Source organism: Vibrio sp. 10N.222.55.A1 (assembly GCF_041473835.1).
Lineage (GTDB): Bacteria > Pseudomonadota > Gammaproteobacteria > Enterobacterales > Vibrionaceae > Vibrio > Vibrio crassostreae_C.
The window spans coordinates 70,242-96,117 of sequence record NZ_JBFRSX010000030.1 but is presented as its reverse complement, the minus strand read 5'-3'; the positions used below and the strand labels follow the sequence as shown (position 1 = coordinate 96,117).

The window sequence follows — 25,876 nt, the reverse complement described above, 5'->3', positions numbered from 1 at the left end:
TAGTTCACATTCTCGCCACTGCCCATCTATACTATTTGGACAACCAATGGAGAGAGTTTTGTATGGACGCAAAGCCTTGGGCCGGTATAAATCCAATTAATCTGCGTAGTTTACTTCCGATGATGGTGGTCAGCGGAGCGATCAGCGTATTGATGTTAGTCGTTCCCTTATTCAGCCTTCAAGTGTTTGATCGAGTCCTCTCAAGTCAAAGTTTAGATACGCTTCTATTCTTGGCTTTCATTGCTGTGTTCCTACTTACAGCCCAAGCGTTCCTTGACGCGTCTAGAGCCAAGTATGCACAAAAGAAAGCGATCAAATTTGAATTTATCACGTCTCAGCAGCTATTTGAACAAACCTCCTTCTCATCGAAATCAAAAGAAAAACATCTGTTCAACGATATAAGTGAGGTAAAGAGCCTACTCTCTTCTCCAGCCTACTTTGTCATGTTTGATCTGCCATTCACTCCCCTTTTTCTTATTATTATGTTTGCGATTCATCCATATATAGGATTAGTCGGTGTGGGTGCCGTTGTTTTTATTCTCATGACAACATTGCTTTCTCATTGGGTTAAATCTAAGCACTTTAAAACCACTTACTTAAGCCAGCTCGCAACACAAAGAAAAAACGACGAGTGCTTTCAAAAACACGCCACGATCTTTAGCCAACATCAACAACAAGGTTTAAGTCAGACCTACCAAGAAATATTGGCGGAGAAGAGCTGGTCTCGAAGCCATTTAGATCAAGCCACCTGTTCACTGAGTGCATTTTCTCGTTACATACGTATGGTCCTTCAACTCATCATCATGGCTGTCGGAGCAAGTCTAGTCATTCAAAATGCCATGTCTGCTGGTGGAATGATTGCGGGTTCAATCCTAATGGCGAGAGCACTCCAGCCAATTGAGATGCTCTCTAGTGGTATTCAAGCATGGAAAACTGGTTTGGATGCAAACAAACGCTTAGCTAAGGAATTTGCTTCTCATACTAAACATACCGAGCGAACCGAGTTGGAAACAATTAAAGGTGATCTGGTCATCGACAACGTCACATGGTTCGCGTCTGAAAAACTTAACAAGCCGACTCTTAATGGTTTGAAGCTAAGACTGGAATCAGGAAATCGAGTCGCATTGATAGGCCCTAGCGGGTCAGGTAAGTCTTCCATCTGCAAAATGATCACTAACGGCATATCGCCCTCAAAAGGTGGCATTTCTATCGATGGACTCAATGTTGAGTTGTGGAATCTGAATCAGTTCAAACACACCGTCGGTTATGTTCCTCAGCACATCGACTTTTTACATGGCACTGTCAAACAAAATATCGCCCGATTTGATTCCAACGTTACGGATAGCCAAATCGTCAGATCCGCTATTCAAGCCGGTGTGCATGATGCTGTTGTCGCCTTACCGAATGGATATGAAACGATTATCGGCTCTTTTGGTCATCAGTTATCTGGTGGACAAGCCCAGAAACTTGCCATCGCAAGAGCATTGGTTTTCTCACCTAAGCTACTCGTGCTTGATGAGCCTGATTCCCATCTCGACAAAGAAGGCGAAGAGTTTCTTGTTTCGCTATTACAATTGGCGAAAGAGAAATCCATTTCTGTCGTGATGGTAACGCATAACCCAAGCTTACTCAGACATGTCGATTGGGTTGTTGAATTGAAAAACGGCCAGATAACGCAAGCAGGCGAAGCGAGTAAAGTTGTCCGGTCGCTCTTCAATGTCGCTTCCTCGGAGGTGTCGAATGGCTAGTATTCATCATGACGACAAAGGTATTCACTTCGACGATGGTAGAAAACTGATCTTTTCTACATTCAAAATACAGGTGTTCATCTGGTTAGTTCTTGTGACTACTCTAGGAGGCTTTGCCGCTTGGGCATACCTAGCCCCGCTTTCTTCTGCTGCCATCGCGCCTGGCGTGATTATCGTAGAATCAAAGCGAAAACCCATTCAACATTTAGAGGGCGGGATTGTAGAAATCGTCCATGTTTCTGACGGCGATCATGTTCAAAAAGGCGAACTACTCATCACGTTAAGTCACACACAAGCTCAAGCATCGCTTCTAAGGCTAAGAGCTCAGTGGCAAAGTGATTTAGCGCGGCTGAACCGCTTACAATCAGAGTTAGCGAGCCATCAAGAAATTAAATTTGATATGAGATTACTCTCCCTCATGAGCGACCCAAACGTATCAAGCTTACTTGATACGCAGAGTAAGCTTTTCAGCAAAAGACAATCGTTAAAATCAGGTGAATCCGATGTGTTACAGCAAAAAGTCGAGCAATCAAAACTTGATCTGCAAGGCTTCCAACAACGATTCTTAGCCGGAAACCGAAGCCTGAAGTATTTAGAAGAACAGGTACAAATGCACCAAGATTTGCTTGTTTCCGGTAACACATCCAAATCTCGGTTATTGGATTTACAGCGAGAACGCTCTCAATTACAAGGTAACGTTGCTGACCTCAAAGCTAGGATTGGCCACGCCAAACGCACCATCGCCGAAGCGAAATTGGAGCTGATTAACGCCGATTATACTTACGCCAAAACGCTCGGCGAAGAGATACAAGATTTAGAAAGAAAGCTGAATGAAACCAGAGAGGCTATGGTCAATGCTCAAGATATTCTTACCCGGGTTGAAATAAGAGCACCTCAAAGTGGTGTGGTGGTTGGACTTAATGTGGTCTCCGAAAATGCCATCGTTCCACCCGGTGAAACCTTGATGGAATTGGTTCCGCAAAATGACGAGTTGATTGTAGAAGCGTTAGTGAAGCCAGAAGACATCGAAGCCTTACGAATTGGCTTGGATACCCAAGTAAGACTGACTGCATACAGTTTCCGTAAAACACCACCGATTCGTGGAAAATTAGTCCATATTTCGGCTGACCGCATTAGCGATCAAGCTACAGGATCTTCTGCTTACTTAGCGAGAGTATCGTTAGATAAGTCTGAGCTAGAAGCATTAGAAAACATCTCATTGTATCCGGGCATGCCCGCAGAAGTGATGATATTACTTGAGCAACAAACACCGCTCGAGTATCTACTCAACCCACTCTCTGTGAGCGCCTATAAGGCAATGAGAGAAATTTAACCAAGCGCACAAAGAAGATAAAGCCAAACTCATCGTGAGGTGAGGACGGAAAGCTCCAGATCTCAGGGATGAAGCCGAGATGGCTGGGCTGCCTCTATGTATCGAATGATATGTGAGGAAAAAACGATGGCAGAAGTAACCAATACAGCAGCAGGACTGAAAAGTAATGGTAGCAATGATACCAATATACTAGTAGATGGTCCTAACCTCCCCACCCCAGAATCTAGAGATGTCAACAATGACCTTTCTAACCTCAGCGGCGATAACCTCGAAGTACGAGCCGGTAAAGGCGACGACATTGTGCATGCCGGCAGCGGCGATGACTTTATCGCTGCTGGACGTGGATCGGACACAATTAAAGCAGGTGCCGGAAACGATGTGGTTGAAGCTTGGAATCATTCGCTCAATGCTGGTGATGAAGCCGGCGTTAACCGCGATTTAAGCGCGGCACGCGATAAAGATTTAGAAGCGCTAGGAGAAGAGTGTGTTGACGACATTGTGGTTGCAGGTGCCGGTGATGATTATGTTGAAGGCGGTGCGAACAATGACATTATTTATGGTGACAGAGGCGCTGGTGCAGAATTTGGCGAAAACCTAATCAGCGATGGTGATTTTGAAGCTTTTGACCTTGGCAATACATGGGGAACAGCGCCAAGCGCCGGTGCATGGAACGCCGAGGTTGGCAGTATCGAGATTCAAGAACAACTGCATGGCGGTGTCCCAGCTGATGGTTACGGGACTGATATCGCCAGTGGTCACTTCCTAGAATTAGACTCGCATGGCGCGAATTCAAATTCAACCGTCTCCCAAACATTTACGGTCGATGACGACGGTATATATCAACTCGATTTTTCCTACGCTTTCCGTAATAAAGGAGGCGATAGCACCACCGCTCCTTTCACAGTCCAAATAATGGCGGGCACCGACGTTGTATTCGAGAAGTCTTTCCAAGACATTGACGGCGTCGATGATGATTGGGATCTGTTTAGCGAAGATGTCGATCTCTCTTCAGGAAATTACTCACTCAATTTTATTGCCGACGGCGCAGAAGACACCTTTGGGGCTCTGATTGATAATGTGTCATTGAAGCAGGTACTGCATAACGATGTGCTCATTGGTGATAACGGGCCAGACGCTGCAAATGAAGGCGCCGCTGGGAACGACTTGATTCGAGGCGGTAAAGGGAATGACGTAATTATCGGCGATAACTTTGAAGCGCTGTCGTTTAACGAAGGAACCGGCGAGTTTGAATTAGCGGAGCCAACGACATCCGTCGACCTATCAGCAAATTCAACCGCCTACAACGCTGATGGATCTGTCGGTACCGTTGATACAGGTAATGCAAGTTCTGGCGGTACAGGTTATGGGGTAGATGGCGCAGCAGAGGCTGGCGTGCTTGCTCAAATTGGCTTCAGCTACGACGGCGGTTCTGGTGAAGGTGCATCAGAGATGTTTTCTGTCAGCTTAGACGAACATACAATGATTGCTAAAGTCGGTATATCCAACCTCTACTTAAATGAAGGCGACAATGGCGTAGATGAGGCTGGCCATTGGGCAGCATATCGAGAAGGTATTCTGGTCGCTGAGGGCGATTTCATTGCGAGCGATTTAGCGGATGGCAATAACAACAGCGGTTATCTAAACATCGGTCCTGATGAGACTGGCTTTAAAGCCTTTGATGAACTTCAGTTTACTGCCGTTGGTCCTGCATTTGACAAAAACGGAGACGCTAATGCCGATTCAAGTGACTACTACGTCACTTCTGTTACCACCGATGGCCTAACGGGTGACGGAACCGATATATTGCGCGGTGGTCGTGGGGACGATGTCATTCTTGGTGGTGACAACGCCAAAGGTGGCATACCTGAACTCGATCCTGAGACGGGTTACTACGATGTAAGTAGCTTCAGAGGGACTATTGACGTCACTATGGAAGGCACCGAAGCGGGCTTCGAAAATTCGTTTGGTTACTTCACAAAAGACAGTGAAGGCAATGTAAACGCTGAAGTCATTTGGGGGAATGTGAAAGATCACCTTCCAAACTCTGAAGCTGGCAACAGCTTTAGTCTCGATTTGGGGCACTGTGATGATTGCGTTGATACGCTCGGGTTCTTCATTATCCCAGATGGCGGGAATGACGGTTTCGTCTCAGGCGAAAGTATCGCAATTGACTTAAACACTCAACAAGCGACCAGCTCTAACAATAGTGACCACCCCTTCTTGCTGGGCGTACAAGATTTAGTCGGTAGTAACGGCAACCTTACCTTAGATGTTAGCGGCATTAACAACTTCAATCCGGGTACAGAACTCGGAAATCAGTTCTGGAATGACAACCCTGGCGGTGATGGTGACTTCGATGATGTGGTAACCACCGTTGAAATCGACGACCAACCAGAGCAATTGTTTGGTGGTAAAGGCGATGATTGGCTTGATGGCGGAGACGGAATCGACCATATCAAAGGCGGTAAAGGCGATGACATCATCATTGGTGGTGGTGGTGCAGACGAAATCCGTGCTGGTAAAGGCAACGATACAGTAGCCTTTGATGCAGAGGATACTCTAATTCATGGTGGTAAAGGGTTCGATGTACTGGTCGCCAATGACCCTGGTGGTGTCGATATCGACATGTCGAAGGGGTCAAACATCAATGGGTTTGAAGCAGTCATAGGGGGAGACTCAGCTAATGACAAACTGACTATTTCTCTAGGTAAAACCTTCAATCAAAACCATGACCTTGATGGTAATAGAGCAAAGAACGACGACCAAGTTGCTGAATTCTTTGCTTTAGGAATTGAAGATATCGACGCAAGTCATCTTCAAGGATTCCAATACCAAACCGCAACATCAGTGACGCTAGACCAAGATATGCAAGATAAACTTGGACTCGATGGAACTGAAACGATTACCGCTTATAGCTTCACCAAAGGAGGCAAAGAAGTCATCATCTACACTGATGCATCCTTTGATGGTGATTTCATTGGCGTAAATGAAGTTTAATTGCTTTTTGAACTAGTAAATCAGAAACAAAGTTAAAGGACTTATTGCTTGTGTAATAAGTCCTTTTTGCTTCAAAGAGCTACTCAACTAATTCCTATACAAACCCTAAATAAGAACGGCGCTCAATGAGCGCCGTTTTGTTAACTGTGTGAATACCGTGCAATTAGCTAAGGGGTCTTAGATAAGCAAGGAAACGCTTCTCTGCGAATTTGAAAATCGCGATGATGATGAACGTTAGTGCCATGTAGAACAGACCTGCCGTTAGGAAAGACTCGAATGGGGCATAGTAACGAGAGTTAACCAAACGAGCTGCACCGGTTAGATCCATAATGGTTACGATACCAGCTACCGCAGAGCCGTGAAGCATGAAGATAACTTCGTTACTGTAAGCCGGTAATGCACGACGTAGAGCACTTGGTAAGATGATACGACGGTAAGTCTTAGGTGTGCTCATGCCGTAAGCTTTTGCTGCTTCCACTTCACCTTTCGGTAAGCCATTAATCGCACCGCGAATGATCTCAGCAGTATAAGCTGACGTGTTAAGAATGAATGCCACCAAAGCACAGAACCACGCGTTTTCCCATAATGTGTCTTTCACTGGGAAGAATTGGTCCATACCGTAGTAAATCAGGTACAGCTGAACCAGTAATGGCGTACCACGGAAGAAATAGATGAATGACCAAGCCGGAGCATTAATCAGCATATTTGGACTGTTACGAGCGATAGCTAGTGGTATGGCGACGAATAAGCCAATGATCAAAGCAACGCAAACCATCCAAGCCGTTGTCCATAAACCACCAAGGTAAATCGGCAGGCTTTCAATTATCAATGAAAAGTCCATAACTACCTCGCGTGGATACTGAATTTACGTTCAACCAGCTTAAGTAAGCCCGTTGAAACACTGGTGAAGAATAAGAAGATAATCGCCACAGTCATGTAGAAAGTGAATGGCATTTTGGTTGAACCCGCCGCCAGTGCACTAACACGTACCATGTCTTCTAGGCCAATAATCGAAACCAGCGCAGTGGTTTTAAGTAATACCAGCCAGTTATTCCCAAAACCCGGTAATGCGTGACGAATCATCTGCGGTAGCAGTATGCGGTGAAACGCCTTTACAGGGCTCATACCATAAGCTTTTGCCGCTTCCATTTCACCGCTGTCGACAGCCATGATGGCACCACGGAACGTTTCTGCCATATAGGCACCGAAAATAAAGCCTATGGTTAAGACACCAGCAACAAATGGGCTGACATCAATATAATCAGGTAAGTAAGCGGTCCATTCGTGGTTAGGATCACTGGATGCAAACCACTCGTTGAGCCACTCGTTGATGGAATACAAACTGTTGTTTAAAAGGATTTGTCCACCAAAGAAAATCAGCATCATCAGTACGAGATCTGGAATGCCTCGAATGACGGTTGTGTAGAGGGTTGCAATAGCACGAGCCCAGCGATAAGGCGCGAGTTTTGCTAAGGCACCTAGCATACCAAGAACCATAGCTAAAATTAGCGACAGCAAGGCAACTTCGATTGTGAGCACCGCCCCTTTCAGGATCGACGCTTCATATCCTTGTAAATCAAACATAATGGATTCCAACAGAACTGCGAAAAAGTTGGTAAGACAGGGAGAGGAGAACCTCTCCCTTAAGAATTGACGCTAAAGATTACTGACCGTATACGTCGTAGTTGAAGTATTTAGCCGCGATATCTTGGTAGATGCCTTTTTCACGTAGTGAAAGGATTGCCGCATCTAATTGCTTAGTCAGATCTTTGTCTTGCTTACGAACAGCAATACCCATACCTTCACCGAACCACTTAGGATCCGTTAGAGAGGGGCCAACAAACTCGTAGTCTTCACCACCAGCTTTGTTCAGCACGCCTTCTTCTAGAGCAGATGCATCACCTAGTACAGCAGCAACACGACCGTTTGCTAGATCAAGGTAAGCTTCGTCGAATGAACCGTAACGAACGATCTCTACTGTATCGCCGTAGTTGTCTGTTAGGTATTTATCGTGAGTTGTTGCACGTTGAACTGCAATCTTTTGACCGCTTAGATCATCAAAGTTAAGGCCTGCACCTTTCTTAGCGATGAACTTGTTTGGGATAAGTGCGTATTTACCAGTGAAGTCGATTTTTTTCTTACGCTCTTCCGTGATAGACATTGCCGCGATGATCGCATCATATTTACGAGCAAGTAGAGAAGGAATGATACCATCCCAGTCTTGTGCAACGATCTTACACTGCACCTGCATTTCAGTACAAAGTGCGTTAGCCATATCGACATCGAAGCCTTTCAGTGACCCGTCAGCTTCTGTCCAGCTAAATGGAGGGTAAGCACCTTCAATACCAAAGCGTACTGTTTTCCATTCTTTTGCTTGAGCTACGCCCGTTGCAGCAGTTGCAGCAAGTGCCGCGACTAATAACCACTTTTTCATATCCCTACTCCTGTGATTTAGGTTTTTATGTTTTGCTAGTTTTAATATTGTGTTTGTTGTTGCTTATTAACTTACTTGTTGTGTTTTATTGTTCACACCGTCGCTGTTTACCGTTGGCAACGGCGTTTCAATTCTGATTAGTAAATCGATGAGATAAATTGTTGTAAACGTTCAGATTCAGGTTCCGTAAACAGTTTAGCTGGATCGCCCTGTTCTTCCACTAGACCTTGGTGCAGGAACATCACATGGTTTGATACGTCACGAGCAAAAGCCATTTCATGTGTTACCACAAGCATGGTTCTTCCTTCTTCTGCTAGATCTCGCATTACACCGAGTACTTCCCCTACTAACTCAGGGTCAAGTGCTGATGTTGGCTCATCAAACAGCATCACTTCCGGATCAACCGCTAACGCTCGAGCAATTGCCGCTCGTTGTTGTTGTCCACCGGATAAATGACCTGGGTAGTAATCTTTGCGCTCATACAAGCCTACTTTTTTAAGTAGTAGTTCTGCATTTTCAATCGCTTGAGCTTTAGGTACACCTAATACGTGAACGGGTGCTTCGATAACATTTTCGAGAACGGTCAGGTGAGACCAAAGATTGAAGCCTTGAAAAACCATCGCTAAGCGTGAACGGATACGCTGTACTTGTTTTTCGTTGGCAGGAACAGATACGCCTTGGCGGTTGTTTTTCATTTGAATTAATTCGCCATTAACCCAAATCTCGCCTGCAGTTGGTGTCTCTAAAAGGTTGATACATCTAAGGAAAGTACTTTTACCCGACCCTGAAGACCCGATAATCGATACAACATCGCCTTTATGCGCAGAAAGTGAAATTCCCTTTAAAACTTCATTTTGACCAAACGTTTTGTGTAGATCCTTTATGTCCAGCGCTGGTACATCTTTCATGCGCTTTCTCTCCCAAGTTTGTGAAAATGCAAGGTACTCCGACCTTTTCATGCGATACAAACTAGCACCACACGAAACAACATGCAACAAATTATTAACCTGATAAATTGGTATAAATAGCGATTCACTCTGACTTATTATGCAAAAGGTAGCGTTTTCGCCTCAATTTAATGAATGAGTTCTATCAATAAGCTGCAATTACACCCCTTACATTGTTTAAATAAAGTTAATCAAAATGAGATTCACGTAGCTTGATGTCTCACAAGAAAAACAAGTTTTGTGAACTTAGATACGCCGAGATCTGCAAAATATAATCTGCACGCTCAACACTACATACACACCGTAAGGCACAATTATTTTAAGGTTATTACATTGTAAGCATTTCACTCGGAACAGTTGGGAAGCAAGTAATAGTGAAATAACTCAGTAAGAATTGAGTATTGAACTCGAGCCATGACGACAAAGGCTCGAAGAAGATAGGTAAACGTCAATTTGTGAAAACTAATTACACGATTCATCAATGGGAAGTTAATGAATCGCTGCGTTTTGTAGCTTTCTTTCACATATACTCATAAAGTGATCAAGATCAATCACCCTAAAGGGTAAGCTTGTTAGACTCCTCAGCAAAGAATAAGGCATTAAAAATGCCAAACATTTCTTTTAACTTAGCTGCATAAAGCACAGCAAAACCGTGCAACATAATGTTAATGAGTTATAACTAAGAAATAACGCAATTACGCGAACTTATAGAATTCAATTTTAGAATTACTAACAAAAAATATGAGGAATCTATGTCAGACGTTGTCAATAATGCGAACTCTGAAGTAGAAGAGAAAAGCTATAAAGAGCTACACCGTCCTGCTTCTGAATTTGAGAGCCGCTCAGATTATCTAGATCACGAACTTCAAATCATGAAGCCTCGCCGCTTCGGTTTAAACCTTCCAGGTCGTGACTTCCGCTTTGAACTTGAAGATCTTGTTCCTGCACTTGCTGGTACTATTGGTATCATTGCGATGTACTCTGCAGTAATGATGTCGTGGGCTGATGGCCTAACTCAAGCTTGGGATCACGTAAACCTAGGTAAAGACTTCGCAATTGAAGTCGCTCGTGTAGAAATGCTTATTCCTGCACTACTGTTTTGTATCCTTGCTTCTGGTTTCTTTAACCCTAAAGCAAACCTTGCCGGCAACCACGGCCCAATGATCCCTCTTATCGGTACCATCGCTCTCGCTGGTGCTCACCCTCTTGCATTGGCCATCCTGATCGGTGTGTTCGGTCTCATCCTAAGTTTCCTAAAAGGCGGATCTAAACTTGTTAACCTAACTTCTGAAGGTACAGCAGGTGGCTTGCTCATATTCTTAGGCTTAACCGGTACCATGAGCCAAATCAACTCAATTCAAGCATGGGCGGTTGGTCTTCAATCTTCTACTGTTGAAGCGGGTAGCATGGGTTACGTGGGTCTTATCGTTCTTGCTATTACTATTGCTATCTACGCTTTCTTAGCAAAAGTGAACAAGCGTTGGTTAGCTATTCCAGTTTGTGCGTTTACAGGCCTTGCTATTGCATTAGCATTAGGCGCTGGTTTCGATATCGTGTTCGAAACTGAAATGGGCATTCCAAACCTAAACCCAGTTTACTGGTGGGGTTCGACTTCTGAAGGTTGGATGCTTGGCTTGCCAAACGTTGAGCACTTCATCGCTTCGCTACCGTTCGCTATTCTTGCAGTAGCAATGTGGTCACCAGACTTCCTAGGTCACCGTATCTTCCAAGAGCTGAACTACCCTAAACGTTCTGAAAAAGTTCTGATGGACGTAGATGACACAATGACGATGTGTTCTGTTCGTCAAATGGTCGGTACTGCAGTAGGTGGTGGTAACATCACATCTTCTTGGGGTACTTACATGATCCCAGCAGCAATCGCGAAACGTCCAATCCCTGGCGGCGCTATCTTGCTTGGTTCTCTGTGTATTATTGTTGCGATTCTTGGTTTCCCGATGGACGTAGCAGTATGGCCACCAGTGATGCGTGTTGCGCTACTTGTAGGTGTATCTCTACCTCTACTTGAAGCAGGTATGCAAATGGTTAAGGATTCAAAAGATTCTCAAGCGGCTGGTATCTGTATCTTTGGTTCAGCGGTTGTTAACCCAGTATTAGCATGGGCACTAACTATGCTTCTTGATAATAATGGTCTAATTGGTGATAAAGAGCGTGCAAAGCGTCTATCATTTGTAGATAAGATTGTTATCCCTGTTGGCGTTTTAGTTATCTGTCTAGTGGCAATGCTTGCAGTTGGTATGCTAGAAGGTCAGTATGGTCTAAAAGCTTGGCTATAATAGTCCTTACTACACAAAAGTAGTATTAGGATTAAAAAAAAGTTTGGGTGGCAACCCCTGCCACTCAAATTTTTTCAACTTTTTTTGGCATTTATTGATTTAGTTTAAGGTTTGCAGAAATTTTTTAGCGTAGTCTTGAATACATAGAGTAAAGACAACATATAAAAGGTAGTGACAATATATATAACCATATGATGCTTATATGCTCATATATATTGTTATTAATAAGAGTGTACTACCCTTACGAGGGGCGCTGGCTCAACAGTGTTAATGTACGTATTTTTTCTACTAAAAAGGTAGGTATGTCATGGCAGAGCAATTTGCTAAAGCTTGGGAAGATTTTGCTGCAGGTGAGTGGCAAAGCGAAGTAAACGTTCGTGATTTCATTCAAAAGAACTACACGCCGTATGAAGGCGACGAGTCTTTCCTAGTTTCTGAGGGTACTGAAGCAACTAACAAGCTTTGGTCTTCGGTAATGGAAGGTATCAAACAGGAAAACGCAACTAAAGCACCTGTAGACTTCGATACTTCTGTTATCTCTACCATTACTGCTCACGATGCAGGTTACATCGAGAAAGATCTTGAGACTATCGTTGGTCTACAAACTGAGAAGCCACTAAAACGTGCAATCATCCCTAACGGTGGTGTACGTATGGTTGAAGGTTCTTGTAAAGCATACGGTGAAACTCTTGACCCAATGGTTTCAAAAATCTACTCAGAATACCGTAAAACACACAACGCTGGCGTTTTCGATATCTATACTCCTGATATCCTAAAATGTCGTAAGTCTGGTGTTCTGACTGGTCTTCCTGATGCTTACGGCCGTGGTCGTATCATTGGTGACTACCGTCGTGTTGCACTTTACGGTATCGACTTCCTAATGAAAGACAAGCAAGCTCAGTTTGCTTCTCTTCAAGAGCAATTCGAAAACGGTGAAAACCTAGCAGAAACAATGCAACTGCGTGAAGAGATTTCTGAGCAACATCGTGCTCTAGGTCAAATCAAGCAAATGGCTGAGAAATACGGTTTCGATATCTCTGAGCCAGCTCAAACTGCTCAAGAAGCTATCCAGTGGACTTACTTCGGCTACCTAGCTGCTGTTAAATCTCAAAACGGTGCTGCAATGTCTCTAGGTCGTACTTCGACTTTCCTAGACATCTACATCGAGCGTGATATCGCTGCTGGCAAAATCACAGAAGACCAAGCACAAGAAATGATCGACCACTTCGTAATGAAGCTGCGTATGGTTCGTTTCCTACGTACTCCTGAGTACGATGAGCTATTCTCTGGCGACCCAATCTGGGCAACAGAGTCTATGGGTGGTATGGGTATCGACGGTCGTACGCTAGTAACGCGTTCGAACTTCCGTTTCCTAAACTCTCTATACACTATGGGTCCTTCTCCAGAGCCAAACATCACTGTTCTTTGGTCTGAGCAACTACCTGACGGCTTCAAACGTTTCTGTGCGAAGGTATCTATCGATACTTCTTCTATCCAGTACGAAAATGATGACCTAATGCGTCCTGACCTTGAGTCTGATGATTACGCTATCGCTTGTTGTGTATCTCCAATGATCGTTGGTAAGCAAATGCAGTTCTTCGGTGCTCGTGCTAACCTTGCGAAAACAATGCTTTACGCAATCAACGGCGGTGTGGACGAAAAACTTAAGATGCAAGTTGGTCCTAAAGAAGCTCCAATGACTGACGCTGTTCTTGATTACGATAAAGTAATGGACCGTCTAGATCACTTCATGGACTGGCTAGCTAAGCAATACGTGACTGCACTAAACAGCATTCACTACATGCACGACAAGTACAGCTACGAAGCGTCTCTAATGGCTCTTCATGACCGTGACGTTCGTCGTACAATGGCTTGTGGTATTGCTGGTCTATCTGTTGCAGCTGACTCACTGTCTGCAATCAAGTTCGCGACTGTTAAACCAATCCGCGACGAAGATGGCATTGCAACTGACTTCGAAATTGAAGGCGATTACCCTAAATACGGTAATAACGACTCTCGTGTAGATGATATTGCTTGTGAACTAGTTTCTACGTTCATGAACAAGATCCGTAAGCTTAAGACTTACCGTAACTCTATCCCTACACAGTCAGTTCTTACTATCACGTCTAACGTGGTTTACGGTAAGAAAACAGGTAACACTCCAGACGGTCGTCGTGCTGGCGCTCCTTTCGCTCCTGGTGCAAACCCAATGCACGGTCGTGATGAGAAAGGCGCTGTAGCTTCACTAACGTCTGTAGGTAAACTACCGTTTGCTGACGCACAAGATGGTATCTCTTACACGTTCTCTATCGTGCCAAACGCACTAGGTAAAGAACAAGACAGCCAACGTGCTAACCTTGCAGGCCTAATGGATGGTTACTTCCACCACGAAGCTGGCATTGAAGGTGGTCAACACCTTAACGTTAACGTTCTTAACCGCGAAACTCTTGAAGACGCAGTTAAGCACCCTGAGAAATACCCTCAGCTAACAATCCGTGTATCTGGTTACGCTGTTCGCTTTAACTCTCTAACTGCAGAGCAACAAGCTGACGTAATCGCACGTACATTTACTGAATCTCTATAAGCTCACGCTCAATAGACAGTAAATAATATTAGCCTCGCCAATGTGCGGGGCTTTTTTATATCTGAAATAAATCGCACTACACTCACCTATCCCGCGAAATGTTAGGTTGAGCAAAAAAGCACCCTGCCATTCACTTTTTTTCCACAAATTCTGTCAAATTACGGTAATATCTCGGTTCATAATTTAAGAGTAACTGCTCCATGAAATACCTGCGTTGTTTACCCCTGATTCTTCTCTCTTTCTCATCTTTAGCCTCTGAGCGTTCTACGTTAACTTTTGCTTTAGATAATGATGGTATTTTTGGTGTCGACCAAGACTATACCAACGGCTTATTTCTGGGTTACACATCATCAAGTATTACGCCATATAACTGGGTAAAACCATTGAGTCTTTCCTACTGGGGCGCAAGCTCTCTAGACAAGTGGGAAATCACCATTGGCCACAAGATGTATACGCCTTCTGACATTGAGTTAGAAACGCCATCGCCTAATGATCGCCCATACGCAGGTTACCTTCACACTGAATTCAATTACATCAGCTTAAACCCACAGCAAGCCCAGCGTTTTAATATCACGTTTGGTACTACGGGCGAACGTGCACTGTCTGAAGATGCTCAAAAGCTGGTTCACTCAATCACTAAGTCGGATGAGCCGATGGGTTGGGAATACCAAGTCGATGATGAATGGGCGGGAAGCGTTGGTTACCTAAGCCATTTCAACCTAATGCGTAATCAAGCTCTTGCGAATACTGACTACGAAATCTCTAACGTTTCTGAAATCAACGTCGGTAACTTTAGAAGTGACATTTCAACGGGCTTCATGTTTCGTTGGGGTACAGACTTAGGCGGTAACTTTGGTGCAGCTAACATCACCACAGAAAACCCATTCAAACCGGGCATGATCGGCGCATCAAACGCTGGTTGGTTTACCTATGCAGGCCTCGAAGGTCGCTACCGATTCAACGACCTGACTATCGAAGGCGATCGCTCAGGTGTTGATGAGTACGCTAATAAAAACAACGAAGATCCAGCGATCTACGATGTGACTTTAGAGAACATTCAAGCAACTGCTGTATTGGGTGTCGCTTGGTATAACCGATACGTTGGTGCCTCTTTCGCGCTAACCGCAAAAACACCGGATTACGAAGAAGCGAAAGAGTCAGTGTACACCACTGGCGGTATCACAATGTTTGCTTTCTTCTAGCCACCAGTAAGGGCTTTCGTCCTTTACTTTTCAAGTTTAATAAAGGCAATCATCTTCACAGGTGGTTGCCTTTATTTTTAAAGGTCTCGTTACCATTTGACCCTATTTTATGTACCGTTTTTGTAATAAAATAAACGGTATAAATTCCTCTACGAGAATAGCTCATGTCTACAACTGGTCGCATTCACTCATTCGAATCTTGTGGTACTGTCGATGGCCCTGGTATCCGCTTTATTGTGTTTCTTCAAGGCTGCTTAATGCGTTGTATGTACTGTCATAACCGTGATACATGGGATCTTCATGACGGAAAGGAAGTAACGGTCGAAGAGATCATCAACGAAGCAAAATCATACCGTCATTTCATGAAAGCATCGGGCGGTGGTATCACCTGTTCTGGTGGTGAAGCGATGCTACAACCTGAGTTTGTTCGTGACTTTTTCCGCGCAGCTCAAGCTGAAGGCATCCACACTTGTCTTGATACTAATGGCTACATTCGTAAGCACACTGAAGTGGTTGATGAAGTCCTAGAAGCCTCTGATCTAGTTATGTTGGATCTTAAGCACATGCGAGATGAGATTCACCACGATTTCATTGGTGTATCAAACAGACGTACTCTGGATTTTGCGCGCTACCTACACAAAATCGGTAAGAAGACGTGGATTCGTTATGTGATTGTCCCTGGCTACACGGACACGCCTGAAGATGCTCATCTGCTAGGTGAATTCATCAAAGACATGGATAACATCGAGAAAGTAGAGCTGCTTCCATACCATAAGCTGGGTGCACATAAGTGGGAAGCACTTGGTTTTGACTACCCTCTTGAAGGTACAAATCCGCCAAGCAAAGAGAAAATGGATGAGATTGTTGCTGTTCTTAGCCAGTATCATTCAAACGTAAAATACTAATACTGCAGACGATGCTCAACCTCTATTTTAAACGCCTCAATTTCGATTGGGGCGTTTTCTTTTCTAGCGCTAACTATCCTTTCACTTTTCTTTACAACTTTTGTTTATCAATTAAAAAAATCATATTAAATCCGTGTTGAGATCATGTTTCCACGCGTAGGAATGCTGTTACTCTTACTGCAACAAAAGAATATAACATTTAGTTTTTTAGTGAGGCTCATCCCATGGAAATGACCAATGCTCAGCGTCTAATTCTATCAAATCAATACTACCTAATGTCTCAAATGAACCCTGAGAACTCGGCGAAATACCAGCGCCTACAAACGATTGTAGAACGTGGTTACGAACTCCAAATGCGTGAACTTAACAAAGAGTTTGGTTGTTTGACTGAAGCAGAATGTCGCGAAATTATCGACATCATGGAGATGTACCATGCAATGCAAGAGTCGAACAAAATGCTTGCAGAACAAGAGCGTGCTGAAGTAGACCAACGTCGCCTGCAGTTCTTAGGTTTTGATATCGCTTCTGAAGCGCAGATCGTACACTACGTGCGTTTCCTTGTTGATTCTGAAGGTCTTTACCCTCAATTCGACAAAGCCGATCACCACTTCAATAGCCAGATGCCAATGCTAGAGAAGTACCGTCGCATGCTAACAACATGGCGCAACTGCCCTCGTCAGTACCACCTATGTGCGACAGAGCTATCTCAAATCTTTAGCGCTTAATTCGTTAATAGATCAGCGATAACTTTTAAAAAGTTTCAAGAAAAAGGGTTACTCATCATGAGTAACCCTTTTTTTAATGTTCGCACACAAAGAGAAAAACCAAAGCAACTAGAAAACGTAAGCAACACCAACGTTCGCGGCCATGTTGATACCACTTTCAAGTATTGGGCTATTCTCTATATCACCTTCAAGGTTGGTATAACGAACGCCACCAGTTACTCGAACATTTGGCGTAACATGCAGATAGCCACTATTTTGAACCCATTATTCTTCACTACATCTACCTATTTATTGAGCAATTTTTGATAACTTCGCGCATTATATGGTACTCCATTCCAAAAATCAATAGAGCCCAGTTATACATCTAATGCACATAAATCCATTGTGAGTATTGTTAAGCGACCTAAAATCTCAAAACAAACGGCCAGATCCCCTCGAATGTAAAATAATTTGATTCTACGCGCCTCAAGTTGCCTATTGCGCTCGCCACGTTTTTCACACGCAAAATTGTAAATAAATACATAATTGTTAAGCAAAATTGTGGAAGCGGTCTAACCTTAAAATGTAGGGAGAGCCTATTTTTCAATCGCTCGTCAGTTTTGACTGGTTAACAAGGGGAATGTGACTATGAGTATCTTTGACCACTATCAATCACGTTATGAAGCAGCCAAGGAAGAAGAGCTGACATTGCAGGAGTTCTTAGGGCTGTGTAAAGACGATAAAAGTGCTTACGCTAATGCTGCCGAGCGCTTATTACTAGCCATTGGCGAACCAGAGGTTATTGACACTGCTCAAGACCCTCAACTGAGTCGTATTTTCTCGAACCGTGTCATCTCACGCTACAGCGAATTTAAAGATTTCTACGGTATGGAAGATGCGATTGAACAGATTGTTTCTTACTTAAAACATGCTGCGCAAGGTTTAGAAGAACGTAAACAAATCCTTTACCTACTTGGCCCTGTGGGCGGTGGTAAATCTTCTCTCGCTGAAAAACTCAAAGCCCTGATGCAGAAACTACCAATCTATGTATTGTCTGCTGACGGTGAACGAAGCCCAGTAAACGATCACCCATTCTGTCTATTCGACGTTAACGAAGACGGCGACTTATTGAAGAATGAATATGGCATTGAGAAACGCTATCTTCGCTCAATTATGTCTCCGTGGGCAGCAAAACGTCTGCACGATTTTGGCGGTGATATTTCCAAATTCAAAGTCATCAAACTGCGCCCTTCTATTCTCGATCAAGTTGCGATCGCGAAAACGGAGCCAGGTGATGAAAACAACCAAGATATCTCGTCTCTGGTTGGTAAAGTTGATATTCGTAAACTTGAACACTTCTCTCAAGATGATCCTGATGCCTACAGCTACTCTGGTGCGCTTTGTAAAGCCAACCAAGGTGTGATGGAATTCGTGGAGATGTTCAAAGCGCCAATCAAAGTATTACACCCTCTACTTACGGCAACACAAGAAGGTAACTTCAACGGTACCGAAGGGCTTTCTGCACTGCCATTTGACGGTATGATTCTCGCTCACTCGAACGAATCTGAGTGGCAGACCTTCCGTAACAACAAAAACAACGAAGCATTCCTCGACCGTGTGTACATTGTAAAAGTCCCTTACTGTCTGCGTGTGTCTGAAGAAGTTAAGATCTACAAGAAACTGCTTGAGCACAGTGAGCTATCCCAAGCGCCTTGCTCACCAAGCACACTCGATCTGCTATCGCAATTCAGCATTCTTTCGAGACTAAAAGAGCCTGAAAACTCATCTCTATTCTCTAAGATGCGTGTTTACGATGGTGAGACTCTAAAAGACACCGATCCAAAAGCGAAGAGCTACCAAGAGTACCGAGATTATGCTGGCGTTGACGAAGGCATGTCTGGGCTATCAACGCGTTTCGCCTTTAAGATCCTGTCTCGTGTGTTTAACTTCGACCAAGCCGAAGTGGCCGCGAACCCAGTGCACCTGTTCTACGTTATTGAGCAGCAAATCGAACGGGAGCAGTTCCCTCAAGAGACCGCCGAGAAGTACCTAGAGTTCTTGAAAGGATACCTAGTGCCACGCTACGTAGAGTTCATCGGTAAAGAAATTCAAACCGCTTATCTAGAGTCTTACTCTGAGTACGGTCAGAATATCTTCGACCGCTATGTCACCTACGCAGATTTCTGGATTCAAGACCAAGAGTACCGCGACCCAGAAACAGGCCAACTATTTGACCGTGCTTCTCTGAATGGTGAACTAGAGAAAATCGAGAAGACAGCCGGTATCAGTAACCCTAAAGACTTCCGAAATGAGATTGTGAACTTTGTGCTTCGTGCCAAAGCCAACAATAACGGTCAAAACCCAGTGTGGACGAGCTACGAGAAACTGCGCACTGTGATTGAGAAGAAAATGTTCTCTAACACAGAAGAGCTACTTCCTGTTATTTCGTTCAATGCTAAGACCTCAACGGATGATCAGAAAAAACATGACGACTTCGTTGCTCGTATGATGGAAAAAGGCTACACCGAGAAGCAAGTGAGACTGCTATCTGAGTGGTACCTAAGAGTTCGTAAATCCTCATAACTAAACGGTATTGAGCTGCTCAACTGAGCAGCTCGTATAAACCAATAACTTTTATACCTTAGTAAATCAATAACTCTTATACCCGAATAAAAAGTAGGATCGCGACATCAGCTGAGAGGGAGTTCTTATGGCACAATTTATCGATCGGAGGCTCAATGGCAAAAATAAGAGTGCTGTGAATAGACAGCGTTTCTTACGACGCCATAAAGAGCAAATCAAAGAATCTGTGGCCGATGCAGTTAACCGACGCTCAATCACCAATACAGAAACAGGTGAAGACGTCACTATTCCCCATAAAGACATCAAAGAGCCGAACTTTCACCAAGGTCAAGGCGGCGTAAGAGAGCGCGTTCACCCAGGTAATGATCAGTTCATCACTGGCGATAAAATCGAACGCCCTAAAGGTGGTGGTCAAGGTGGTGGCTCAGGCCAAGGCGACGCAAGTCCTGATGGCGAAGGCCAAGATGAATTTACCTTCCAAATTTCAAAAGATGAGTATCTTGATATTCTCTTTGAAGATTTAGCTCTACCTAATCTAGAGAAAAATCAGGTCAACAAAATCACCGAATGGAAAACTCACCGCTCTGGTTACCAAAGCGCGGGGATTCCATCCAACATCGCTATCGTTCGTTCACTACAGCAATCTCTGGCTCGTAGAACCGCGATGACAGCAGGTAAAAAGCGCGAGCTTAACCTACTGATGGAACAGCTTGACCAAGTTAAAATGACGGAGCCGGCACAACCTTTTGAGGAAGGTCGCCTCAAAGAAGAGATTGCCGAGTTACGTAAAAAGATTGAAAGCGTGCCGTTCATTGACACCTTCGACTTACGTTTTAAAAACTACGAGAAGCGCCCTATTCCATCTAGCCAAGCCGTGATGTTCTGTCTAATGGATGTATCGGGCTCTATGGATCAGGCCACAAAAGATATTGCGAAGCGCTTTTATGTTCTTCTGTATCTGTTCTTAAATCGCACCTACGAAAACGTCGATGTTGTGTTTATTCGTCACCATACTCAGGCTAAAGAGGTCGACGAACATGAGTTTTTCTACTCACAAGAAACGGGTGGCACCATTGTTTCGAGCGCACTGAAACTGATGAAGGAAATTGTCGCAGACCGCTACCCTGCTAATGAGTGGAACATCTATGCAGCACAAGCCTCTGATGGCGATAACTGGGCTGATGACTCTCCTCGCTGTAAAGAGTTACTGGTCAATACGCTTCTGCCAACTTGCCAATATTACTCTTACATCGAAATAACACGCCGCTCTCATCAAACACTTTGGCACGAATACGAAAAACTCGAGAGTAGCTTTGACAACTTCGCCATGAAAAACATTAAAACGGTGGATGATATTTTTCCTGTGTTTAGAGAACTGTTCCAGAAAGAGACAGCGTAAGGGAGTTTGCCATGACAGCGAAATCAAACGTTGCAGAGAAAAACAAAGCTGCAAAAAAGAAAAACGACAAGATGCTGCCTGATGGTCCAGATTGGACGTTCAACCTCTTGGAGAAATACCACGTAGAAATCAAACGTGTTGCGCAGCATTACCGTTTAGATACTTACCCAAACCAGATTGAAGTGATTACTTCAGAACAGATGATGGATGCCTACTCGAGCATTGGTATGCCTATCAATTACAACCACTGGTCTTTTGGTAAGAAATTCATTCAAACCGAGCAAAACTACAAGCATGGCCAAATGGGCTTGGCATACGAAATCGTAATCAACTCCGATCCTTGTATCGCTTACCTGATGGAAGAGAACACGGTCACAATGCAGGCGCTGGTAATGGCTCACGCTTGTTATGGCCACAACTCTTTCTTTAAAGGCAACTACCTGTTCCAAACATGGACCGATGCCAGTTCCATCATCGATTACTTGTTGTTTGCTAAGAAGTACATCAGTGGTTGTGAAGAGAAATATGGTGTTGCTGAAGTCGAGCAGCTCCTTGATTCTTGTCACGCACTGATGAATTACGGCGTAGACCGATACAAACGCCCTGAGAAGATTTCCATTGCAGAAGAGACAGCAAGACAAGAAGAACGCGAAGCTTATCTGCAATCTCAAGTGAATGAGCTATGGCGAACCGTTCCTCAAAATAAAAGTAAGGAAGAAGAGACCAAGATCCGCTTTCCTAGCGAGCCTCAAGAAAACATTCTCTACTTTATCGAGAAGAACGCACCACTGCTTGAACCTTGGCAACGAGAGTGTGTTCGCATCGTTCGCAAAGTGAGCCAATACTTCTACCCTCAAAAACAAACTCAAGTGATGAACGAAGGCTGGGCAACCTTCTGGCATTACACCATTCTTAACCACCTTTACGACGAAGGCTTGGTGAGTGATAAGTTCATCTTAGAATTCCTACACAGCCATACCAGTGTCGTCGCACAACCTGCCTACAACAGTCCTTATTTCAGCGGGATAAACCCTTATGCGCTTGGCTTTGCGATGTTTAGAGACATCCGACGCATCTGTGAAGAGCCAACCGATGAAGATAGAGAGTGGTTCCCTGAGTTAGCCGGAAGTGATTGGTTAGAAGCGGTGCACTTTGCGATGCACAACTTCAAAGATGAAAGTTTCATCAGCCAATACCTTTCTCCAAAAATCATTCGAGACTTTAAGCTGTTCTCTGTACTCGACGACGACCGTAAAAATACCATTGAGGTGAGTGCTATTCATGATGATCCGGGCTATCGCCTGATTCGTGAGAAGCTTGCGGCGCAATACAACCTAAGTAACCTTGAACCAAACATTCAGGTGTTTAATGTCGATGTTCGTGGTGACCGCTCAATGACACTGCAATATGTGCCTCACGACCGCATCCCGCTTGATAAAGGCTACGACGAAGTGATGAAGCATCTCTATCGCTTGTGGGGCTTTGATGTGATTTTGGAAGAGCTCAAAGATACGGGTCATAGAGAGATTCTGACTACTTGTCCAAAACGTAATGATTATGGAGCCAAGATTTAATATCAATCACAGTAAGTCAGTGTTTGGTATAAAACTCCGCTCCCCCTACAACATAGTGGTCACCCGCTCGGAAGTGGAGCAATAAAAAAACGCATAAGTCTGATGACTTATGCGCTTTCTTTTTAAGGCTCAAACGTCTGTAAATGAACGTAAGGCACCAAGCCTAGAACTAGAACTAGAACTAGAACTCAATAAGCTTAAACAATCGGCTTTTGACCGCGTTCAATCAGCTTCATCAGCACGCTGTCTGCAGATTTACCTGCCACGCCCGCTAGTTTGTCTGAAAGCTTTTTCTTCTGTACATAGTGGATCGCTAGAACCGTTTTGTCCTTACATGCCGCTACGACTAAGTCATCAGAAGTGCTGATCTCATCCACCAGTCCAAGTTCATGTGCTTGTGTACCAAACCAGTGTTCACCCGTTGCTACTTTTTCAAGATCTAACGCAGGACGATGGTCACGGATGAAGTCTTTGAATAGGCCATGTGTCTCTTCTAGCTCTTCTTTAAACTTCTCACGTGCTTTATCGCTGTTCTCACCAAACATAGTAAGCGTGCGTTTGTACTCACCCGCCGTTAGCTGCTCGAACTCAATATCGTGCTTTTTAAGTAGTTTGTTGAAGTTTGGCAGTTGAGCGATAACACCAATAGAGCCAACAATAGCAAACGGTGCAGATACAATTTTGTTTGCGATACATGCCATCATGTAACCGCCGCTTGCCGCCACTTTGTCTACCGAGATAGTCAGAGGCAAACCTGCCGCTTTGATACGATCAAGTTGAGAAGACGCTAAACCATAGCCGTGAACCATGCCACCGCCAGACTCAAGTTTCAGCAATACTTCATCACCTTCACGAGCCACAGCCAGAACCGCCGTTACCTCTTCACGTAATGAAGCCACTTCTTTCGCATCAATGCTGCCGTTAAAATCAAGAACGAATAGATGTGGTTCACGCTTACTATCAAGCTCACCCTCTTTCGCTGCTTTCTTCACTTCTTTACCGCGTGATTTTACTTTCTCTTTTTCCGCTTTCTTTTCTGCTTTATCACGGGCTTTGATGAAAGCATCATCGTGTAGATGGTGCTCTAGTTGTTCAATCGTCTGTTTATGATGTTCAGATAGGTTCGTGATTTCCAGCTCACCTTTAATCGCGCTTGATTTCCCACCCACAGATTTAGCAATCACTAAAATTGCGATGATGGCGATTACAACGGTCGCAATCTTGGCTAAAAACAAGCCGTAGTCCAACAAAAATTCCAATGTCATATCCCCTATTGTATGAATTAGTGTATTGTAACCATCTTGTCACGATTACCAAGAATTTCTCATCATTCCTGCGGTTATCTGTGTGATTAAACATCAATGGAATGACGAACATAATAAAAGAAAGAAGGATAAGCACAGTGGATTACCCAATCTCTACAGATGCCCTCAAAGATAAAGTAATTTTGGTTACAGGTGCCGGTGCTGGCATTGGTCGCCAAGCAGCACTAAGCTTCGCTCAACATGGTGCAACTGTCATTCTGTTAGGCCGCAATGTTAAAAACCTTGAATTCATTTACGATGAAATCGAAAGCGCTGGTTACCCACAACCTGCGATTATCCCATTGGATTTAAAAGGTGCGACAAAGCAGAACTACGTTGATATGGCTGAAACCATTCAATCACAGTTCGGTCGTTTAGACGGCCTACTTCATAATGCTGGCGTTCTTGGCACTCTGAGCCCGTTTGAGCAGATTGATGAAGAAACCTTTGATGATGTTATGCAGATCAATGTGAAGTCTGAGTTCTTGATGACTCAAGCTCTGCTACCTGCACTTAAGAAAGCAGAAGCGGGTCGTATCGTATTTACCTCTTCAACGGTTGGTCACTCTGGCCGTGCATTCTGGGGCACTTACGCAATTTCTAAGTTTGCTACCGAAGGTATGATGCAAATCCTAGCGGACGAGCTTGAAGACACAAATATCCGTGTTAACGCAATCAACCCAGGTGGCACTCAAACACGTATGCGTGCAAAAGCGTACCCTGGAGAAGATGCGAATAAGCTAAAAACGCCACTCGACATCATACCGCTGTACCTACACTTAATGAACCCAAGTGTGACGGACATTAATGGCCAATGTATCGATGCTCAACCTAAGTAACTTGATATCATTGACCAATAGTAAAAAGTCGCTTCCATAGCGGCTTTTTTTGTATCTAAATCAATCAACTAACACTGATACCAATCGTAGTAAATAACTGGTCATCCTAGCTTGTTAAAACACTCGATAACGGCGTTAGAAATTTTGATTGTAGAATAACTACTTATCGAAAATTTCTGCCTTGTTCTCAAGCATTTTTCCTGCGCTATTTATGATCACTTACTTACTGTGATTGGTATTATTCCCCTAATTTTCGTCATTTTGCTTTGCATCTTTTCCATTGTTAAATATACTGTATAAATATACAGGTATTTAATTATGCATGAACTAATAAAAAACTTACAAGACCGCCAGCTAATCTGGAAAGGGTTACAATCAACAACGCAAGGAAGCACCACTTCAACAGGCTATCCTCAACTGGATAAACAGCTTGATGGCGGCTTCCCGACGCACGGCGTTATTGAAGTTGAATCACAACAAGGGATCGGCGAGCTTCGCCTACTGACGCCCTATTTATCTCAACAAAACTCGCAAAAACTGGCCATATTCATTAACCCGCCAGGGAAGATCTGTGCTGAGTTTTTTAACAGCCAAGGCATTGAATTAGAAAACATTCTCGTTATCCAGCCTCAACGCGATCTCGATGCGTTGTGGGCAGCTGAGCAGTGCCTCAAAAGCGGCGCTTGTCACTCTGTATTGCTATGGGGAGCCGATCTAGAAATACACCAAACAAAGCGCCTACAAGCAGCCAGTGAAACCGGTAAGTGCCTGCAGTTTCACTTTAAAGCCACCAGCCATAATCAATTATCCCTGCCCGTTTCCTTAAGCATGAAACTCTCTTCTCACGCGCAGGGATTAAAGGTTGAAGTGACTAAGAGAAAAGGCAGCTGGTCGTATGGCAGCTTTATTCTAGACATGACACACTACTGGCCGTTACTCACAGAGAAAGTCGTTTATGAAGACAATTCAGACCGCGCTTTGTCTGGTAACACTGTGCTGGCTTTTCCTATTGCGAAGCAAGGCTAACGT

18 protein-coding genes, 1 pseudogene and 1 riboswitch are annotated in these 25,876 nt (G+C 44.1%); of the genes and pseudogenes, 13 read left to right on the top strand and 6 right to left on the bottom strand.

The window, feature by feature from the left end:
- Positions 1 to 62 precede the first annotated feature (62 nt).
- From AB4493_RS09780 to AB4493_RS09770, 3 genes are all read left to right on the top strand, one after another.
- A complete protein-coding gene (locus tag AB4493_RS09780; protein ID WP_372154922.1) occupies positions 63 to 1,748 on the top strand; it encodes a type I secretion system permease/ATPase in 1,686 nt (561 codons plus the stop codon).
- The gene (locus tag AB4493_RS09775) at positions 1,741 to 3,081 is read left to right on the top strand and encodes an HlyD family type I secretion periplasmic adaptor subunit (protein WP_372137717.1); all 1,341 of its coding nucleotides are present in this window, start codon (positions 1,741 to 1,743) and stop codon (positions 3,079 to 3,081) included. The genes AB4493_RS09780 and AB4493_RS09775 overlap by 8 nt, the downstream gene beginning before the upstream one ends.
- A gap of 12 nt (positions 3,082 to 3,093) precedes the next feature.
- A riboswitch (cyclic di-GMP riboswitch) is annotated at positions 3,094 to 3,177 on the top strand.
- A gap of 30 nt (positions 3,178 to 3,207) precedes the next feature.
- On the top strand, positions 3,208 to 6,078 hold the full coding sequence (locus AB4493_RS09770; protein ID WP_372154921.1) for a hypothetical protein: 2,871 nt from the start codon (positions 3,208 to 3,210) through the stop codon (positions 6,076 to 6,078).
- A 163-nt stretch (positions 6,079 to 6,241) separates the two neighbouring features.
- On the opposite strand, the gene AB4493_RS09765 is transcribed toward AB4493_RS09770, so the two are convergent.
- From AB4493_RS09765 to AB4493_RS09750, 4 genes are all read right to left on the bottom strand, one after another.
- A complete protein-coding gene (locus AB4493_RS09765) occupies positions 6,242 to 6,919 on the bottom strand; it encodes an ABC transporter permease (protein WP_017062123.1) in 678 nt (225 codons plus the stop codon).
- Positions 6,920 to 6,921: 2 nt separating this feature from the next.
- On the bottom strand, positions 6,922 to 7,662 hold the full coding sequence (locus AB4493_RS09760; protein ID WP_017062124.1) for an ABC transporter permease: 741 nt from the start codon (positions 7,660 to 7,662) through the stop codon (positions 6,922 to 6,924).
- A gap of 79 nt (positions 7,663 to 7,741) precedes the next feature.
- A complete protein-coding gene (locus AB4493_RS09755) occupies positions 7,742 to 8,512 on the bottom strand; it encodes an ABC transporter substrate-binding protein (protein WP_017062125.1) in 771 nt (256 codons plus the stop codon).
- Positions 8,513 to 8,649: 137 nt separating this feature from the next.
- On the bottom strand, positions 8,650 to 9,420 hold the full coding sequence (locus AB4493_RS09750) for an ABC transporter ATP-binding protein (protein ID WP_004736532.1): 771 nt from the start codon (positions 9,418 to 9,420) through the stop codon (positions 8,650 to 8,652).
- A gap of 791 nt (positions 9,421 to 10,211) precedes the next feature.
- Here AB4493_RS09750 and AB4493_RS09745 point away from each other — a divergent pair.
- The 5 genes from AB4493_RS09745 (at position 10,212) to AB4493_RS09725 (ending at position 17,169) form a co-directional block, all read left to right on the top strand.
- Positions 10,212 to 11,753, top strand: a complete 1,542-nt coding sequence (locus AB4493_RS09745) for a DUF3360 family protein (protein ID WP_017062126.1) — start codon at positions 10,212 to 10,214, stop codon at positions 11,751 to 11,753.
- Positions 11,754 to 12,060: 307 nt separating this feature from the next.
- A complete protein-coding gene (gene pflB / locus AB4493_RS09740) occupies positions 12,061 to 14,337 on the top strand; it encodes a formate C-acetyltransferase (protein ID WP_017062127.1) in 2,277 nt (758 codons plus the stop codon).
- A gap of 200 nt (positions 14,338 to 14,537) precedes the next feature.
- Positions 14,538 to 15,539 carry a lipid A deacylase LpxR family protein gene (locus AB4493_RS09735; protein ID WP_017062129.1) on the top strand — a complete coding sequence of 334 codons (1,002 nt, stop codon included), beginning with the start codon at positions 14,538 to 14,540 and terminating at the stop codon, positions 15,537 to 15,539.
- Positions 15,540 to 15,703: 164 nt separating this feature from the next.
- Complete coding sequence (gene pflA, locus AB4493_RS09730; protein ID WP_010437353.1) at positions 15,704 to 16,444, top strand: pyruvate formate lyase 1-activating protein; 741 nt, start codon at positions 15,704 to 15,706, stop codon at positions 16,442 to 16,444.
- 224 nt (positions 16,445 to 16,668) lie between these two features.
- Positions 16,669 to 17,169: a YfbU family protein gene (locus AB4493_RS09725; RefSeq protein WP_017070032.1), complete on the top strand. Its 501-nt coding sequence runs from the start codon at positions 16,669 to 16,671 to the stop codon at positions 17,167 to 17,169.
- A gap of 108 nt (positions 17,170 to 17,277) precedes the next feature.
- Here AB4493_RS09725 and AB4493_RS09720 read toward each other — a convergent pair.
- Positions 17,278 to 17,418: pseudogene (locus AB4493_RS09720) on the bottom strand (MipA/OmpV family protein); the annotation flags it as partial.
- Positions 17,419 to 17,796: 378 nt separating this feature from the next.
- Here AB4493_RS09720 and AB4493_RS09715 point away from each other — a divergent pair.
- From AB4493_RS09715 to AB4493_RS09705, 3 genes are all read left to right on the top strand, one after another.
- Entirely contained in the window at positions 17,797 to 19,731 is a 1,935-nt protein-coding gene (locus AB4493_RS09715) for a PrkA family serine protein kinase (protein ID WP_017062132.1), read from the top strand.
- A 127-nt stretch (positions 19,732 to 19,858) separates the two neighbouring features.
- Complete coding sequence (locus AB4493_RS09710) at positions 19,859 to 21,130, top strand: YeaH/YhbH family protein (protein ID WP_017062133.1); 1,272 nt, start codon at positions 19,859 to 19,861, stop codon at positions 21,128 to 21,130.
- Between the two features lie 11 nt (positions 21,131 to 21,141).
- Positions 21,142 to 22,704, top strand: coding sequence for a SpoVR family protein (locus AB4493_RS09705; RefSeq protein WP_017062134.1), 1,563 nt, complete (start codon positions 21,142 to 21,144; stop codon positions 22,702 to 22,704).
- Between the two features lie 197 nt (positions 22,705 to 22,901).
- Here AB4493_RS09705 and sohB read toward each other — a convergent pair whose 3' ends face one another.
- Positions 22,902 to 23,969 (bottom strand): protease SohB, encoded by a 1,068-nt coding sequence (sohB, locus tag AB4493_RS09700; RefSeq protein WP_372154919.1) that lies wholly within the window; start codon positions 23,967 to 23,969, stop codon positions 22,902 to 22,904.
- 137 nt (positions 23,970 to 24,106) lie between these two features.
- Between sohB and AB4493_RS09695 the strand changes: the two genes are divergently transcribed.
- Positions 24,107 to 24,847, top strand: coding sequence for a YciK family oxidoreductase (locus AB4493_RS09695; protein WP_017062135.1), 741 nt, complete (start codon positions 24,107 to 24,109; stop codon positions 24,845 to 24,847).
- 318 nt (positions 24,848 to 25,165) lie between these two features.
- Positions 25,166 to 25,873, top strand: coding sequence for a translesion DNA synthesis-associated protein ImuA (gene imuA / locus AB4493_RS09690; protein ID WP_017063488.1), 708 nt, complete (start codon positions 25,166 to 25,168; stop codon positions 25,871 to 25,873).
- The last annotated feature ends 3 nt before the right edge of the window (positions 25,874 to 25,876 follow it).

Coding starts and splice junctions, on each gene's coding strand:
- AB4493_RS09765 (WP_017062123.1), bottom strand. CDS start 6,919: ATGGACTTTTCATTGATAATTGAAAGCCTGCCGATTTACCTTGGTGGT.
- AB4493_RS09710 (WP_017062133.1), top strand. CDS start 19,859: ATGGCACAATTTATCGATCGGAGGCTCAATGGCAAAAATAAGAGTGCT.
- pflB (WP_017062127.1), top strand. CDS start 12,061: ATGGCAGAGCAATTTGCTAAAGCTTGGGAAGATTTTGCTGCAGGTGAG.
- AB4493_RS09735 (WP_017062129.1), top strand. CDS start 14,538: ATGAAATACCTGCGTTGTTTACCCCTGATTCTTCTCTCTTTCTCATCT.
- AB4493_RS09780 (WP_372154922.1), top strand. CDS start 63: ATGGACGCAAAGCCTTGGGCCGGTATAAATCCAATTAATCTGCGTAGT.
- AB4493_RS09770 (WP_372154921.1), top strand. CDS start 3,208: ATGGCAGAAGTAACCAATACAGCAGCAGGACTGAAAAGTAATGGTAGC.
- AB4493_RS09750 (WP_004736532.1), bottom strand. CDS start 9,420: ATGAAAGATGTACCAGCGCTGGACATAAAGGATCTACACAAAACGTTT.
- pflA (WP_010437353.1), top strand. CDS start 15,704: ATGTCTACAACTGGTCGCATTCACTCATTCGAATCTTGTGGTACTGTC.
- AB4493_RS09760 (WP_017062124.1), bottom strand. CDS start 7,662: ATGTTTGATTTACAAGGATATGAAGCGTCGATCCTGAAAGGGGCGGTG.
- AB4493_RS09715 (WP_017062132.1), top strand. CDS start 17,797: ATGAGTATCTTTGACCACTATCAATCACGTTATGAAGCAGCCAAGGAA.
- AB4493_RS09745 (WP_017062126.1), top strand. CDS start 10,212: ATGTCAGACGTTGTCAATAATGCGAACTCTGAAGTAGAAGAGAAAAGC.
- AB4493_RS09775 (WP_372137717.1), top strand. CDS start 1,741: ATGGCTAGTATTCATCATGACGACAAAGGTATTCACTTCGACGATGGT.
- sohB (WP_372154919.1), bottom strand. CDS start 23,969: ATGACATTGGAATTTTTGTTGGACTACGGCTTGTTTTTAGCCAAGATT.
- AB4493_RS09725 (WP_017070032.1), top strand. CDS start 16,669: ATGGAAATGACCAATGCTCAGCGTCTAATTCTATCAAATCAATACTAC.
- AB4493_RS09705 (WP_017062134.1), top strand. CDS start 21,142: ATGACAGCGAAATCAAACGTTGCAGAGAAAAACAAAGCTGCAAAAAAG.
- imuA (WP_017063488.1), top strand. CDS start 25,166: ATGCATGAACTAATAAAAAACTTACAAGACCGCCAGCTAATCTGGAAA.
- AB4493_RS09755 (WP_017062125.1), bottom strand. CDS start 8,512: ATGAAAAAGTGGTTATTAGTCGCGGCACTTGCTGCAACTGCTGCAACG.